Genomic DNA, 15,462 nt, shown 5'->3' with positions numbered 1-15,462 from the left:
GCAACTTCTGTTATGCTGATTAAGAGTCTCAATTGAAAGGGAATAGAATTATAATGAAATTTGCCGTGCTTGATTTTGAAACAACGGGAACCCAATCCGTGGGTGAAATTATCCAGGTTGGCCTTGCAATTATAGAAGAAGACCGGTCCATCTCCCGGGTATATGGTTCCTACGTCAAGCCCGGAACGCCGATACCTCCTTTTATAACTGGTCTAACGGGGATTACCGACGATGATGTAAAGGATGCACCTGAGCTGGATGAGATGATGATGGAGCTTGTCCCACTCTTGGATGATGTTGTGCTTGTAGGGCATAATGTCGCATTTGACTTCCATTTTTTGCAAAATGCTTTAGACCGATGTGGGTATTTACCATTTCAAGGGCGGATTTTAGATACGATTGATTTTCTGAAAATCTGCTTTCCTTCCCTCACATCCTATCAACTAGGATCAGTTAGTGCACATTTTGGAGTGACGCATGATCGTCCGCATCAGGCAGACAGTGATGCACTCGCAACTGCTCTTGTATTGCTGAAATGTCTGGAGGAGCTCTACGATTTGCCTCTGCTGACGATTCAGAGACTCTGTGAGCTGTTTACGGAAGAGGATAGTGATCTGGGTTGGTATTTTGATGGTCTGCTGCGTGAACGGGAAGCGGAGACGCTTCAGCCCGAAGGTGATCTGACTTTCTATCGTCAATTAGCGCTTGCTGTAGGAGACTGGAATGAATTAGCTCCACCTCGAGACGAGCATGCTGAGAATCCACTACACAATTTATCTTTTACAGATTATATGGATGAAGTAACGAAACGACTTAAAGAAACTTTGCCACAGTATGAAAGCCGAGAAGCTCAGGATATTATGATCAATGAGGTGATGACGGCACTTGCCGAAGACAAGCATCTATTGATCGAAGCAGGGACAGGAACCGGTAAATCCCTTGGTTATTTATTGCCTGCCATATACCAAAGCGTACGAACTAATGAAAAAGTCATGGTCAGCACTCATACTATTAATCTGCAGGATCAATTGCGTGAGCGTGATATTCCTTTGTTAACGCAGGTAGTTCCTTTTCCATTTAAAGCTGCAATTTTTAAGGGCAGAGGGCATTATTTGTGTCTTCGTAAGTTCGAACATAAAATTAATAAAAAAGACTTTATAAGTCCGAGGGAAGATGCGCTTACTGCGGCTCAGATGATCGTTTGGCTGACACAAAGTGAATCAGGAGATGACGAAGAGCTCAATCTAAGTGGACGTGGCGGAGATTTTTGGGAGACGGTGGCAAGCGATACCGATTCTTGTCTGGGTCGCTCGTGTCCTTGGTTCCGTAAGTGTTATTATCATCGGGCTAAGCATGAAGCTGGTATTGCAGACGTGGTCATTACGAACCACTCTAAGCTTTTCGCAGATGTTAAGGCTGGGCATCAACTACTTCCGGCTTATGAACATCTTGTAATAGATGAGGCCCATCATCTGGAGGACGTGGCTGGCAAGCATTTAGGCATGCATATGAAGCATTTCACGGTGGCACATACACTATCGCGTCTTTATAAGGATAGTCGAAATGGCCAACTTCCTACACTTCGCCAAATGCTTCAGTCATCAGGCAGTGAGGAAGCTTCTGAATGGAGCGGAGTGATCGATAGAATCTATCCGGACCTTCTTACCGTAAAAGAAACCTGGGATCTGCTTAGTGATAAACTATTCAGCCTCTTGCCGGAACGCAGCGATGCAGCGGCGGGAGAAGCCGGCCAGTTAGTCATGCGGCTACTTCCTACCCGTAAACCGAAAGATTGGGATGAATTGGTTGCTTTAGAGAATACTATGAATCTGACATTAAGCGAAATTATCCGTAAAGGTGATAAAATGCTTAATGAGATGCGAGATCAAGAAGGTCAATCTTCCTCAGATAGCCTAGTTACCGATATTAGCGGCTTATTTAAGGATTTAGCTTCTATACGTGAGCAAGTACGGTTTTTTATGGGATTAAATGATGAGAATGTAGTATATTGGCTGGAGGCGAATGGAAATTATCGCAGTAAATCGCTACAGCTGTATGCCGTTCCTGTTGATGTTAGTACTCAGCTTAAGGAGCTGTTTTTCGACAAGAAGAAAAGTATCGTACTAACTTCGGCGACACTCTCTGTGGATAAATCTTTCCAGTTTATGATTGATAATCTCGGACTTAATGAAGCTGCGGAAGAGGGGCGTCTGATGACATCACTCCTGCCTTCTCCCTTTAAGTATCGGGAGCAGGCGCTGTTAGTTATTCCGCGGGATTTCCCAAGTGTGAAGGGGAGTGTAGGCGATGCCCGATTTGTCGATACACTCGTACAGTCACTAGCAGAAGCAGCTATTACAACACGTGGGCGGATGCTTGTCCTGTTTACTTCTTACAAGATGCTACGCCAGGTTTACGATCCTCTGAAAGAGGCTCTAGCCTCACAAGAGATCACGGTGTTAGGTCAAGGCGTGGAGGGGGGCAGCCGTAGCAAGCTGATCCGCCGTTTTCAGGACAGTGCAGCTTCTGTACTGTTAGGAACAAGCAGCTTTTGGGAGGGTGTAGATATTCCAGGTGAAGCATTAACATGCTTGGCCATCGTGAGACTCCCATTTCAACCGCCAAACCACCCCCTAGCGGAAGCGAAGTCTGAGTTATTACAAGCCCAGAAAAAGAATCCGTTCATGAAGTTGTCTGTTCCTCAGGCGGTTATTCGCTTCAAGCAAGGATTTGGGAGGCTGGTACGGACAGCGCAAGATCGGGGTATTGTTATTGTGTATGACACAAGGGTGATCGAATCTCACTATGGGAAGTATTTCCTCTATTCGTTGCCTGGCCCGAAAATGGAGCATATGCTTACGGATCAAATGGTTCCTCGTATAGCGGAGTGGTTGGAAGACGGAGGCGTTTCTTGAAAAGAACGTCATCGATCTTATTAATCTCTCTACAAGGAAGGGCGGTATAAGAATACCGCTCTTCCTTGAGACGAGGTGCAGATATTTCGATAGGATTTGAACAGAATATCACTTAAATTAGGAGGTAAATTATGAAATCGGATAAAATATCAGAAGCCGTTGTTCGCAGACTTCCTGTGTACTTGCGTTTCTTGAATGATCTCCAGAAACGTGAAATATTAACCGTTTCCTCACAAGAACTAGGACAAAAACTTGATTTGAATCCTGCTCAAATTCGTAAAGATTTAGCTTATTTTGGAGATTTTGGTAGAAAAGGTATCGGGTATGACGTAACTTATCTTATTGAAAAAATCCGTCATATTCTGAAGCTGGATCAACAATTGAATGTGGCTTTAGTAGGTGCCGGTAACCTTGGACATGCATTATCTAATTACAATGCTTATCTGAAAGATACTATGAAGATTACCGCTATATTTGACTCCTATGCACCTAAGGTAGGGCGGAAAATCAACTCTCTTACCGTTCAACCGATGGAGGAGCTTGGTCAGACGGTTCGTGAGCAAGGTATTCGAATTGGGATCATTACTGTGCCTGATTCAGAAGCGCAGAATGTAGCAGATATTCTCATTGAGTCTGGCATTGAGGCGATTTTGAATTTTGCACCAGTGATTCTAAAAACACCATCGAATATCCGGGTTCATGCTGCCGATTTTACAACGGATTTGCAAAGCCTTGCTTATTATTTGAAAGACGGAAAGGAAGAAACCGGAAATGAAGAGCAGTAAAACGATTATTAAGGGCGGGCGTTTTCTTATTCCGGGAACGGATGAGCCGGTTCTGAATGGATATATGACTATTGAAGATGATTTGATCACTTACATAGGAAAAGAAGAGCCTTTAATGGAAGATGATGTGCAAGTTGTTGATGGCAGTCGTCTGCTGTTTATGCCAGGTCTGGTAAACACACATGGCCATGCGGCAATGTCATTGCTTCGTGGTTATGGAGATGATTTAGCACTTCAGGTGTGGCTTCAAGAGAAGATGTGGCCGATGGAAGCGAAATTCACTGGAGAAGATGTATACTGGGGAACCTCCTTGTCGGTACTGGAAATGCTAAAAGGTGGTACTACAACCTTCTTGGATATGTATGATCATATGGATCGAGTAGCAGAGGTAGTCGAATTATCAGGCATTCGTTCTGTACTGATGAGAGGCGTAATCGGATTATGCCCAGAGGAAGTACAAAATCACAAGCTTGCGGAAGCGATTTCTTTTGCACGAAATTGGCATGGTAAGGCTGATGGTAGAATTACGACGATGATCTCGCCACACGCCCCATATACTTGCCCACCGGACTTCTTTGTTAAGTTTGTTCAAGCGGCACATGATTTGGATTTACCGATGCATACCCATATGTCCGAGACCAAACGCGAAGTGGAGCAGAATGTGGTGGATTACGGACTTCGGCCTGTAGCGCATTTAGAGAAGCTTGGAATGTTCACACGTCCGTCTATTGTTGCACATGGCGTTCATTTGAATGATGAAGAGATCGAGATACTGGCTCGTCATGATGTAGGCGTGTCTCATAACCCAGGAAGTAATCTGAAACTGGCTAGTGGAGTGGCTCGGGTTACGGATCTTCTAAAGGCTGGTGTGAAGGTATCACTGGGTACAGATGGTGCGGCAAGCAATAATAACCTGGATATGTTTGAAGAGATGCGTCTTGCAGCCCTCATCCATAAAGGTGTAAGTGGTGATCCGACGGCTGTTCCAGCTCCGGAAGCGCTGCGTATAGCTACAGAGTATGGCGCAAAGTCTATCTTTTTAAATGATGTGGGTAGACTCGCTGTTGGCATGAAAGCGGACTTTATCGCGATTGATATAGACCAGCCGCATTTGCTACCACACACAGATCTGTTGTCTCATGCTGTATACTCTGCCAGTGCCAAGGATGTTGAACATGTATGGGTGAATGGTAAACAGGTTGTAAAACATGGAGAATGTGTAACGCTAGATGAGGAAGCAATCCGTCGTAAGGCGCAAGAATCATTTGATGGACTGCTTAAACGGTAGTCTAAGATCATAACGAATAACTGAAAGGCTGTGACTTTCTGCGATTGCAAAGTTACAGCCTTTTGTGTTTCTGATAATTAGATCATTGAATTGGATATGAAACTTTGGATAAACACACAGGTGTGTTATATAATCAAAAAAGATATATTACTAGAAAGGGAGCTGTACCTTGAAGAAAAGGAAAAAATGGATCCTCCTGGGGTCAGTTCTGATTCTGCTCCTTCTGTTTGGACTTATCCAGTTCTATGCTTATATTATGAAAGATCAATGGAACGAGCGAGATATCGCTAAGGATGTCGCTAAAACCAGTGCTGGTCTGACAGAGGTAACCAAAGCGCAGAAATCCGTGTGGGATGAAAATGCGGTGTACTGGGTCTTAACAGGGAAGAATGAAGCCGGGACCGAGTTGATGGTTTGGGTACGTTTTACTGTAGACGGGAAGTTTGCTGAAGGAACCGACGCAGTATATGCTGAAGAACTAAGTAAAGGGACCTCTGAAGCGAAAATGCGTAGCCTTATAAAAGCCGATCTTCCGGACATCAGCATTGAGCGGTTGTTGCCAGGAGTATATAACGGGGAGTATGCTTGGCAGCTTTTTTATAAACAAAGCGGTCGATATTATTATCAATTTTATCGGTTCTCAGATGGGGCTCGAATGGGTGAAGGTTACAGTTTACCTAGCCGCTAAATTAAACAAAAGCATTATAGGAGAAACAAGCGGACCATTTATGGTTCGCTTGTTTTTTAAAATGACATATTATTTGATATACTATAAGTACACGAATTGTGATATACTATAAGAGTAGTTTTTATGTATTGGTATTTAAAGATTCATACGAAAAAAGGTCTGTTAGTTAAGAGTAACAGCCCTTTTTTTGTCGAATTAAATCAATAAATTTAATAAAATGGAAAGAATTAAAAAATAAAATTTTAAATATCTTCACACTTTTTTTCAATATAGTATATACACCTGTGATATACTACTGTTTGTAATTAGAACAGTGTTAGTAGAACGTCAGGCTCTGATGAGCTCTTAGCAGCTATGACTTTGGATCATTCTGTTTACATTTTTTCATCTTTGAGAGGAGGACGTTTCTTGAAATTACGTCTTGTACCTGTACTGATAACGTCTCTACTGTCGGCTATGCTATTATTCGGAGGATTCTTTTTATATCGTCAGTTTGCTTTACAGGAACCGCTCCAAAAGATTGTAACCGGATTTGAGGGAGTAAATACTTCACATATTAGTATTAACCGCGATGAGGTCACTTTGAAACTTGATTTGCAGCCGGGCACGAATTTACGTGATCTAGTATCGTATGTATCCAAAGAAGGAAAATCAGTGATTGAAGGACGTAAACTTAAACTCGATGTGGAGCAAAATTCAAGTGAACTATTGGATGATTACTGGGATAAAGCGATGTTCTCTGTAGCTGAAGCCATGGAGAGCCGTAAATATACGATTATACCTACAGAACTTGATAGATTGAAACAGCAAAATACGGAATTTAAAGATGTGATAGCATCTACTGATATCGACGACAACAATGTGTACGTAAGCTTGAGTAATGGAAAAGAAAGCAAATTTATTATTCTGCCGCGAAAACCTGCGACCTTGGGGGTATGGAATAATGCCTAAGTACCTTAAAGAAATTTTACTCGGATTTATTCCTGTGCTGTTTATTTTCATGGCTTTTTTAGGTATTAATATATTCCCGATTGTTATAGCAGCTGGAATGCTTACTGCATTACTTATAATTGCTCATTTGCGTGGCGGGCTTACGGTGAACGCTGGTGCGGGGAAGAAACGCCAGAAGGAAGGGCCTTCAAAGCTCACTTTTGAAGAAATTGGTGGGCAAGACAATGCGAAGCAAGAGCTTCGTGAGGCACTCGATTTTTTGATCCGGCACGAGGAGATTAGTAAATTTGGGATTCGTCCTTTGAAAGGGATTCTGCTCACTGGCCCTCCAGGAACAGGTAAGACCCTTATGGCCAGAGCAGCAGCGCATTATACAAACTCCGTATTCGTAGCTGCATCAGGTAGTGAATTTGTAGAAATGTATGTTGGTGTCGGGGCTGGTCGGATCCGCGATTTGTTCAAGGATGCTCGTAACCGTGCTGTTAAGGAGAACAAACAAAGTGCCATTATTTTTATTGATGAAATTGACGTAATTGGCGGTAAGCGCGAAGGCGGTCAGCAACGTGAATATGATCAGACCTTAAATCAGCTATTGACCGAGATGGATGGTATTTATAATAACGAAACTCCGCGTATTTTGCTGGTAGCTGCAACAAACCGGAAAGAAATGCTTGATTCAGCATTGTTACGTCCTGGACGCTTCGACCGTCATATTCAAGTGGACATGCCTGACAAAAAGGGCCGCAAATCGATTCTCGAATTGCATGCGAAGAATAAGCCTCTTCATACAGAGGTGAGTCTCGACAAAATCGCTGAAGAAGCCTATGGCTTTTCCGGTGCTCAGCTTGAAAGTGTCATGAATGAGGCTGCGATTTATATGATGCGTGAGGACTTGACGAAAGTTGAGCAGCGGCATCTGTCGATGGCGATTGACAAGGTAATGATGGGTGAAAAAACGGATAGAGAAACAAATCATGAAGAGAAAAAGAGAGTCGCCATTCATGAATTGGGACATGCCATTATGGCAGAGCTCCTTCGTCCCGGAAGCGTTAGTCAGGTTACGCTGACTCCGCGTGGGCAAGCCCTTGGTTATGTGCGACATAATCCTCAGCAAGAGCAGTATTTGTACACCAAAGATTATCTCGAAGATCAGATTATGATTGCACTTGGTGGAGCAGCTGCTGAAGAAATGTATTATGGTGGACGAAGCACAGGTTCACGCGGTGATTTCGATCAGGCGCTGAATATTGTGGAAACGATGATGAAGTCAGGTTTAACTTCGCTGGGTATCGCTAAGCTGGAAATGGTTACCACTGAAGAGCTTATGAAGGAAAATAGTAAGATATTGGATGAGCTGATGACGCGCACTCGTGAGCACCTTGAAAAGCAACGAAATGTATTTGATTACTCTCTTGACATTTTAATGAAGGAAGAAGTACTCTCTGGAGAGCAATTTCGATGTCAATTTCGTGACAGCGTCCTTTTACCAGCATAAATATTTATGCTGGTTATTTTTTTTTACTTTTCAGGCATGCTAAGATATCATTATATGTCGGGCTTTATAAATTTTTGCGACAGACAAGGTACAATACAAAAGTATAGATACCTGAAAGGATGGAGACTTTTTTATGAATTTCAAAAAAATAGGTGTCATCGGCGGTGGCACAATGGGACAAGGTATTGCTGAAATGTTAGCAGCCAAAGGCCTGGATGTATTACTAGTGGAGAAAACCGCGGAGAAACTGGACTACTCTTACGAAATGATCGAGACAAGTCTAGATAAGCAACTGGAGAAATGGGCGATCACTCAAGCTGAGAAGAAGCTGATTCTTAGCCGCATTCAAAAAGTGACACATTTCGCGGAGCTCAGCTCTTGTGACATGGTTATCGAAACCATTGTTGAGGATTTGGAAGAAAAGAAAAAGATTTTGAATCAATTGGATCAAGTATGCCCGAACCACATTATTCTTGCCAGCAATACATCAACACTTAGCTTGACTGAACTTGCAAGTTCTACGATGTATCCGGAACGCGTGATCGGAATGCATTTCATATATCCTGTAGCTAAAGTGGATCTTGTAGAAATCGTACGTGGTCTGAAAACTTCAGATGCTACTTTTGAAGATACAAAATCCTTTGTTGATGAGATTGTTGAGAAAAAAGGTGTAATGATTTATGAATCCCCAGGATTTGTAACATCACGCCTCATTTGCTTGTTTATCAATGAAGCTATGCATGTGCTACAAGAAGGCGTTGCCTCCGCACAGGATATTGACGATGCTATGCGTATTGGTTATCAATTCCAATATGGACCGCTTGAAATGGCTGACAGATTTGGCCTGGATTCGGTACTTGCGGCACTCGAAAATATGTTCCGTGAATACGGAGAGCTGAAATACCGTCCTTCTACAATTCTTAAGAAGATGGTACGTGCAGGACAACTGGGTATGAAATCAGGAGAAGGCTTCTTCAAGTACGACAAGGATGGTGACCGTGTATGAATATTTTAGTTATTAACTCAGGTAGTTCTTCTTTGAAATATCAGCTGTATAACATGACCGATGAATCGGTTTTGGCTAAGGGTTTGGTTGAACGTATTGGGATGGATTCCTCCATTCTGAATCATAAACCTACTGGCAAAGCGGAAGTGACAGAAGTAAGCGAAATTCTGGAACATAATACTGCGATCCGCAAAGTCCTTGCTTGTCTTACAGACAAAGAGCATGGTGTAATTGAATCTATTAAAGAAATTGATGCTGTAGGTCACCGCGTAGTGCATGGTGGAGAGTTCTTCAAATCCTCCGCACTTGTGGATGCTGACGCAAAAACGAAAATTCGTCAATTGTTTGACCTTGCACCACTGCATAACCCAGCAGCAATGATGGGGATTACGGCTTCTGAAGTAAATATGCCAGGTGTACCGCAGGTTGTTGTATTCGATACTGCATTCCACCAAACCATGCCTGAAAAAGCTTATATGTACGCTATTCCTAGAGTATTGTACAATAAATATAAAGTTCGTCGTTATGGCGCACACGGTACATCACACGACTTCGTAAGCAAGGCTGCTGCGGAGTACTTGGAGCGTCCGCTGGAAGATCTGAAGATCATTACTTGTCATATCGGTAACGGCGGTAGTGTAACTGCAGTTCAAGGTGGAGTGTCCGTGGATACTTCCATGGGTATGACCCCTCTGGAAGGTTTGATGATGGGTACTCGTAGTGGTGATCTTGACCCAGCAATTGTCCCTTATGTGATGAACAAGGAAGAATTGTCCGTAGGCGAAGTTAACTCCATGTTGAATAAACATAGTGGTCTCTTAGCAATTTCGGGCGTAAGCAGTGACATGCGCGATATTATTGATGGTATGGAAAAAGGTGAGCCTAATTCCACACTAGCTTTTGAAATGTATGAGTACCGCTTGCGCAAGTATATCGGTTCATATACGGCTGCCATGAACGGTGTAGATGCGATCGTATTTACTGCCGGTGTTGGTGAAAATGCTTCATTGCTTCGTGAGAAACTGCTAAATAACCTTACGTTCCTGGGTATTGAGTTGGATGCTGAAGCTAACAAAGTTCGTTCCGGCGATCCACGTCGTATCTCTACGGAAGATTCCAAGGTACAAGTGCTAGTAGTTCCGACAAACGAAGAACTTGTCATTGCACGTGATACACACCGTATTGTGCAAGGAATTAACGGCTAAATTAGAGGAGAGATTGAAGGCATGACTAACAAGAGTGTAATTAAGAACGTGAATGAACATGTTGGAGAGAGTGTTGTTATCGGTTGTTGGGTAAACAACAAGCGCTCCAGTGGTAAAATTCAGTTCCTCCAGCTTCGCGATGGTACAGGTTATATTCAGGGAGTTGTAGTGAAATCAGAAGTGCCTGAAGAGGTATGGGATGCAGCTAAGAGCCTCACACAGGAAAGCTCTTTGTATGTGACCGGAATTATCCGCGAGGAACCTCGCAGTCAATCTGGTTTTGAAATGACTGTAACTGGAATTGAAGTTCTGCATCTTACAGAGAATTATCCAATTACTCCGAAAGAGCATGGCGTAGATTTCTTGATGGATCACCGTCACCTCTGGCTGCGTGCATCGAAGCAGCGGGCTGTTCTGGTAATTCGTGCGGAAATTATTCGTGCAATCCAACAGTTCTTCAACGAGAGTGGATTTACAAAGGTGGATCCTCCGATTCTGACGCCAACGTCAGCAGAAGGAACTACTAACTTGTTCCACACGAAGTACTTCGATGAGGACGCCTATCTAACACAAAGCGGACAGTTGTATATGGAAGCTGCGGCAATGGCACTAGGCCGTGTATATTCCTTTGGACCAACTTTCCGTGCAGAGAAATCTAAGACTCGTCGCCACTTAATTGAGTTCTGGATGATCGAGCCAGAAATGGCCTTTACAGATCACGAAGAAAGCTTGAAGGTTCAGGAAGAATTTATTAGCTTCGTAGTGCAATCTGTATTGAAGAATTGCCGTGCGGAGTTGGAAGCGGTAGGTCGCGATATTTCCAAGCTGGAGAATATCAAAGCACCATTCCCACGCATTACTTATGACGATGCGATCAAGTTCTTGAACGATAAAGGCTTTGAAGATATTGCTTGGGGTGATGATTTCGGTGCACCTCATGAAACAGCAATCGCAGAAGCATACGATAAACCTGTATTTATTACTCATTATCCTGCTTCTTTCAAAGCGTTCTATATGAAGCCAGATCCAAACCGTCCGGAAGTCGTACTGTGTGCGGATATGATCGCTCCAGAAGGCTACGGAGAGATTATTGGTGGTTCACAGCGGATCGATGATCCTGCGCTGCTTGAAGAGCGTTACAAAGAGCATAATCTTTCGATGGACTCTTACAAATGGTACATGGATCTGCGTACTTACGGATCTGTACCTCACTCTGGTTTTGGACTTGGACTTGAGCGTACTGTAGCTTGGATCTGTGGCCTTGACCATGTACGTGAGACTATTCCATTCCCACGTACACTGTACCGTCTCTACCCATAAGTTCTTATATTTGAAGGGGGACGTTCATGGACGGCAAAGGATGGAGTACCTGGGGCGAAGGCGTCTCCTTCGGTCTGGAGAACGGAATGGCCGTCATACCTTACGCATTACTGAAGTATTACCGGAAGCTGAATTTAAGCGGAAGTGAAGCTATGCTGCTGATACATCTGCTTTCTTTCAGGCAGGTGGAAGGGATTGACTTCCCTTCTCTTGAGGAGCTTCAGGTTGTAACTGGCCGTAGCATATCTGTACTAGCAGGAGAGTTGCAGAAGCTTATGAAGGAAGGTTTTATTAGCATCGATGGAGACAACGATGAGCTAAGAGACATCCATTATGAACGCTACAATTTCTCAGGGTTATACGGAAAGCTTGGTGCTTATCTAGCGACAGTTGTACAAGAGCATGAGCAAGATAAGCACGTAGGTGGCTATGCAACGTCGGCACCTCGAGCTGCTTCAGGGGGTGGATTCGGCGGAAAGCCCCCCTCATCTCCTTCTCAACTTGGGGCTGAAGAGGAAAGCCGAAATCTGTTCAGTATTTTCGAAAAGGAATTCGGACGTCCGCTATCTCCAATGGAGTGTGAGACGATATCCAGTTGGGTGGATCAAGACCGGTATCCCGAGGAGCTGATTCTGTTAGCGCTGAAGGAATCTGTATTTGCAGGAAAGGTTCATTTCCGTTATATTGATCGAATATTGCTGGAATGGGCCCGCAACCGGGTCAAGAACGCTCAGGATGTAAAGAACTATACACAAAAATTCCGCAATGGCGGAAGATAGATAGATTAGGAGAGAACCGCACTGCTTTAGCCCATCGCTAAAGTCAGTGCGGTTCTTTTTAATATTTTTATAAAAAAATGCAGGGGTAGTTGTTATCGGGCGCGTCTATTGCTGTGGGAAGGAGGGGAGAGTCATTGAAGAAGAGGTATTAATCCAGCGGATTTGCCAAGGTAACGAGGATGCATTCCGTCAATTTGTAAATACATATAGTCAGCAAATTTACAAAATTACTTATTCTGTATTACGCGATGTCAAAATGGCTGAAGATGCTGCTCAGGAAGCTTTTTTACAAATGTACAAATCTCTCCCTGACTACCGTTATCAAGGCTTAAAGTCATGGATTACACGGATCGCCTTAAATAAGGCAATTGATGCGAAACGTAAACGTGATCGACTTAGGGAACTTCCTGTTGACTATGAGCTTGTACTGAGCCAGACCGCTTCCAACGAAGAGGATGTGTTGTCAGGTGTTATACGCCGTGATCGGATGGATCGGCTGCTCGGTGAAATCAATAGCCTGCCTGAAACTCATCGTGAAATTATGGTGGCTTATTATCTGGAACATAAAAAATATGATCAGATTGCTGCAGAGCAGGGAATTTCCCTGAAGACGGTAGAGTCCAGATTGTATAGGGCGAGACAATGGATCCGAAATCATTGGAAGGAGGACGAATGGCTATGATGAAGCGTGGAGACGATCTAATCCAACGGGAACAAGCAAAATCTTATATTGAAGGTCACATGGACGAGGCGACCAGAGAAGATTGGGAACAGTTGCTGCTGGAAGATACGGAAAGTTTTACTTCATACATGGAAATGTTGGATGAGCTACAGGAGGATCTGCCTTCATTGGAGAATTCGTCTATTTTTACAGAGAGGGTTATGGCAGATTGGGCTAGTATGACGGAATCGTCAGCAGCATTGGAACAAGTGACGGTTGAAGAAGGGGTACGGCGATATCGCTGGTATGAAAAGACAATCTTTCATTATGCGGTTGCCGCGTCACTTACGCTGTTGATAATGACATCTGGTATGTTTGATAAGCTGCACACAGGTCAAATGGAGCTTATGATCCCTAAAAAAGATAATTCCCCATCATTTAGCGAGCAAGTCATACAGGCAACTAGCGGATGGTTGGATCAGCTAATGGGTAGCAGAAAGTGATGAGAGGAGAAATGAAATATGCAACAGCAGCGTAGTAAATTAAAAGCTTTTTTTCTTAATTTGATTCCTGGAGCAGGTCATTATTATATGGGAAAACGCCCACAGGGAATTGTTTATCTTCTGTTAAGCTTTGGCATCTTATTTATGTCATTCTTAATAGCTGTGGCTGAAGGTGCCGAGGATATTCTATTAATGGGTGTGATAGGGTTCCTACTTATTGGGACGGTTTCGATGGTGCATCTGGTGGTTAAAATGCTCCAGATGCCTGCTCCGGCAATGACTCCAGATGGATCGAATTTTGATTTTTCTTCAATGCCCGTTAAGACAGACGATAATGAGCGTGTACATGTAATTTTATTATCGTTCATTCCAGGATTGGGTCATTTTCATATGGGGTTGATGCAGCGAGGATTGTCTTTCCTCATTTCTTTCTTCGGTTTTATGACCGTGATGTTATTCCTGGCAGGGATTACTTCAAGTGATGTTTTCCTTCTCCTGTTTGGCGTATTACCAGTGATTTGGTTATATTGTATGTTTGATGCGGTTCAGTTAATCCATCGTAAGCAAGCTGGAGAAGAAATGGTAGATCGTACTTTATTCGAAGAGATGGAGGCTGGTCGTGAGGAGGGGCGCCGTAGCAAAGTTTTGGCTACATTGCTTTCTGCTTTTCCGGGTGCCGGACAAATGTATCTAGGGCTGCAAAAAAGAGGATTACAGCTCATGCTGCTATTTCTAGGGAGTATTTATGTCATGGACCTACTGCGTTTAACGCTGCTATTCTTCCTCATTCCAGTCATTTGGTTTTACAGTTTGTTCGATGGCTTACAGCTTGTCAGCCGACATGGACGTGAACCTTTACAGGATAAGCCAGTCATAGAAGGATTTTTAAATCATCAAGGATGGCTTGGAGCTGCTCTGATGTGTCTAGGACTGTATTACATTGTAGTTAATGTCGCAGTTCCTGCGCTTGATATCAGATTTCCTGGATGGCGTTTAGAGTATATAGTCAATGAATATTTCAGGACCTTTATCGTATCTGTGCTGTTGATTGGCGGTGGTTTGAAGCTGATGGCGGGAAGCAAGAACAATAAAGGGAGAAAAGGGACAGGTGGTCATTCTTGAATAATCCGACAGAATTACAGCAAGGAGTTATTGTTTCAAGTGAGCGTCCGGTTGCTGAAGATAAATCAAGACGCTGGCGTGTGGGAACGTTGTCGATGGGATTGAGCCTTTTATTTCTGGGAGCACTAATCATGGTCTCGCAGTGGAGGGGCGCCGAAGTGTTTGAGACGACGCTTGCTTGGTGGCCGATCATTTTTATACTATTAGGCTTAGAAATTGTGATATACACTTTATGGTTTCGTGGAAAAGGAAAAATGTATTATGATGTGCTAAGCGTTCTGTTCGTAGGGTTTATAGCTGTATGTTGTTTGGTTTTTGCGGGATTTAGTTCTTTAGGATTAACACAGGAATTTCGCCGTACCGTTTCAGCTGTGCAAGAAAGTTACGCATTGCCAGATTGGAAGGGAGCCGTTCCAGAGGGCGTTAGTACCATCATTATCCAAGCTGCAGAGCCTTATGGGATTAAAGTAGATCAAACGGGTGGAAACGAGCTGAATGTATTCGGGAGTTATTCTTCAAATAAAGGAAAGCTACAAGAAGCAAAAGAACAACAGCTGCTTCAAACTAAGCATGTTGGGAATACGCTATACATCATTTTAGGGGAAACTCCTAGAGATCTGCTATTCGATAATTCTAGGAACACGCTGGACGTGACTGTTGGGGCTCCGGCTAATGTTAAAGTGATTGTTCGAGATACTTATGGAAATGTTGTAACGGGCTAATCATGGCCTTAAATTAAAAAAA

At 43.4% G+C, this 15,462-nt stretch carries 14 protein-coding genes; all 14 read left to right on the top strand.

Features of this window, described 5'->3' with window-relative positions:
- Window positions 1–53 precede the first annotated feature (53 nt).
- The 14 genes from dinG (at window position 54) to MKY99_RS20765 (ending at window position 15,440) form a co-directional block, all read left to right on the top strand.
- Complete coding sequence (dinG, locus tag MKY99_RS20830; protein WP_042190117.1) at window positions 54–2,915, top strand: ATP-dependent DNA helicase DinG; 2,862 nt, start codon at window positions 54–56, stop codon at window positions 2,913–2,915.
- A gap of 131 nt (window positions 2,916–3,046) precedes the next feature.
- Window positions 3,047–3,700, top strand: a complete 654-nt coding sequence (locus tag MKY99_RS20825) for a redox-sensing transcriptional repressor Rex (RefSeq protein ID WP_076299589.1) — start codon at window positions 3,047–3,049, stop codon at window positions 3,698–3,700.
- Entirely contained in the window at window positions 3,687–4,988 is a 1,302-nt protein-coding gene (locus MKY99_RS20820; RefSeq protein ID WP_042190113.1) for an amidohydrolase, read from the top strand. The genes MKY99_RS20825 and MKY99_RS20820 overlap by 14 nt, the downstream gene beginning before the upstream one ends.
- A gap of 169 nt (window positions 4,989–5,157) precedes the next feature.
- Window positions 5,158–5,676 (top strand): DUF5590 domain-containing protein, encoded by a 519-nt coding sequence (locus tag MKY99_RS20815; protein ID WP_149646834.1) that lies wholly within the window; start codon window positions 5,158–5,160, stop codon window positions 5,674–5,676.
- A 408-nt stretch (window positions 5,677–6,084) separates the two neighbouring features.
- Window positions 6,085–6,627 carry a hypothetical protein gene (locus tag MKY99_RS20810; protein ID WP_042190109.1) on the top strand — a complete coding sequence of 181 codons (543 nt, stop codon included), beginning with the start codon at window positions 6,085–6,087 and terminating at the stop codon, window positions 6,625–6,627.
- Window positions 6,620–8,122, top strand: coding sequence for an AAA family ATPase (locus tag MKY99_RS20805; RefSeq protein WP_076284584.1), 1,503 nt, complete (start codon window positions 6,620–6,622; stop codon window positions 8,120–8,122). The genes MKY99_RS20810 and MKY99_RS20805 overlap by 8 nt, the downstream gene beginning before the upstream one ends.
- 133 nt (window positions 8,123–8,255) lie before the next feature.
- Window positions 8,256–9,128: a 3-hydroxyacyl-CoA dehydrogenase NAD-binding domain-containing protein gene (locus MKY99_RS20800; RefSeq protein WP_042129488.1), complete on the top strand. Its 873-nt coding sequence runs from the start codon at window positions 8,256–8,258 to the stop codon at window positions 9,126–9,128.
- Window positions 9,125–10,333, top strand: a complete 1,209-nt coding sequence (locus MKY99_RS20795) for an acetate kinase (RefSeq protein WP_042190106.1) — start codon at window positions 9,125–9,127, stop codon at window positions 10,331–10,333. Before MKY99_RS20800 ends, MKY99_RS20795 begins: the two co-directional genes overlap by 4 nt.
- Window positions 10,334–10,354: 21 nt before the next feature.
- On the top strand, window positions 10,355–11,653 hold the full coding sequence (gene asnS / locus MKY99_RS20790; RefSeq protein WP_339266150.1) for an asparagine--tRNA ligase: 1,299 nt from the start codon (window positions 10,355–10,357) through the stop codon (window positions 11,651–11,653).
- 26 nt (window positions 11,654–11,679) lie between these two features.
- On the top strand, window positions 11,680–12,432 hold the full coding sequence (locus tag MKY99_RS20785; RefSeq protein ID WP_060622747.1) for a DnaD domain-containing protein: 753 nt from the start codon (window positions 11,680–11,682) through the stop codon (window positions 12,430–12,432).
- 133 nt (window positions 12,433–12,565) lie between these two features.
- A complete protein-coding gene (locus MKY99_RS20780) occupies window positions 12,566–13,114 on the top strand; it encodes an RNA polymerase sigma factor (protein ID WP_081382890.1) in 549 nt (182 codons plus the stop codon).
- Window positions 13,111–13,596: a hypothetical protein gene (locus MKY99_RS20775; protein WP_052404371.1), complete on the top strand. Its 486-nt coding sequence runs from the start codon at window positions 13,111–13,113 to the stop codon at window positions 13,594–13,596. The genes MKY99_RS20780 and MKY99_RS20775 overlap by 4 nt, the downstream gene beginning before the upstream one ends.
- 18 nt (window positions 13,597–13,614) lie before the next feature.
- Entirely contained in the window at window positions 13,615–14,718 is a 1,104-nt protein-coding gene (locus MKY99_RS20770) for a hypothetical protein (RefSeq protein ID WP_339266147.1), read from the top strand.
- Complete coding sequence (locus MKY99_RS20765; protein ID WP_339266145.1) at window positions 14,715–15,440, top strand: hypothetical protein; 726 nt, start codon at window positions 14,715–14,717, stop codon at window positions 15,438–15,440. Before MKY99_RS20770 ends, MKY99_RS20765 begins: the two co-directional genes overlap by 4 nt.
- Window positions 15,441–15,462: the final 22 nt, after the last annotated feature.

Origin of the sequence: Paenibacillus sp. FSL R5-0470, assembly GCF_037975205.1 — a bacterium.
In the GTDB taxonomy this organism is placed as follows: domain Bacteria; phylum Bacillota; class Bacilli; order Paenibacillales; family Paenibacillaceae; genus Paenibacillus_AQ.
The sequence above is the reverse complement of the archived record's forward strand: the minus strand, read 5'-3'. Positions and strand labels throughout refer to the sequence as shown.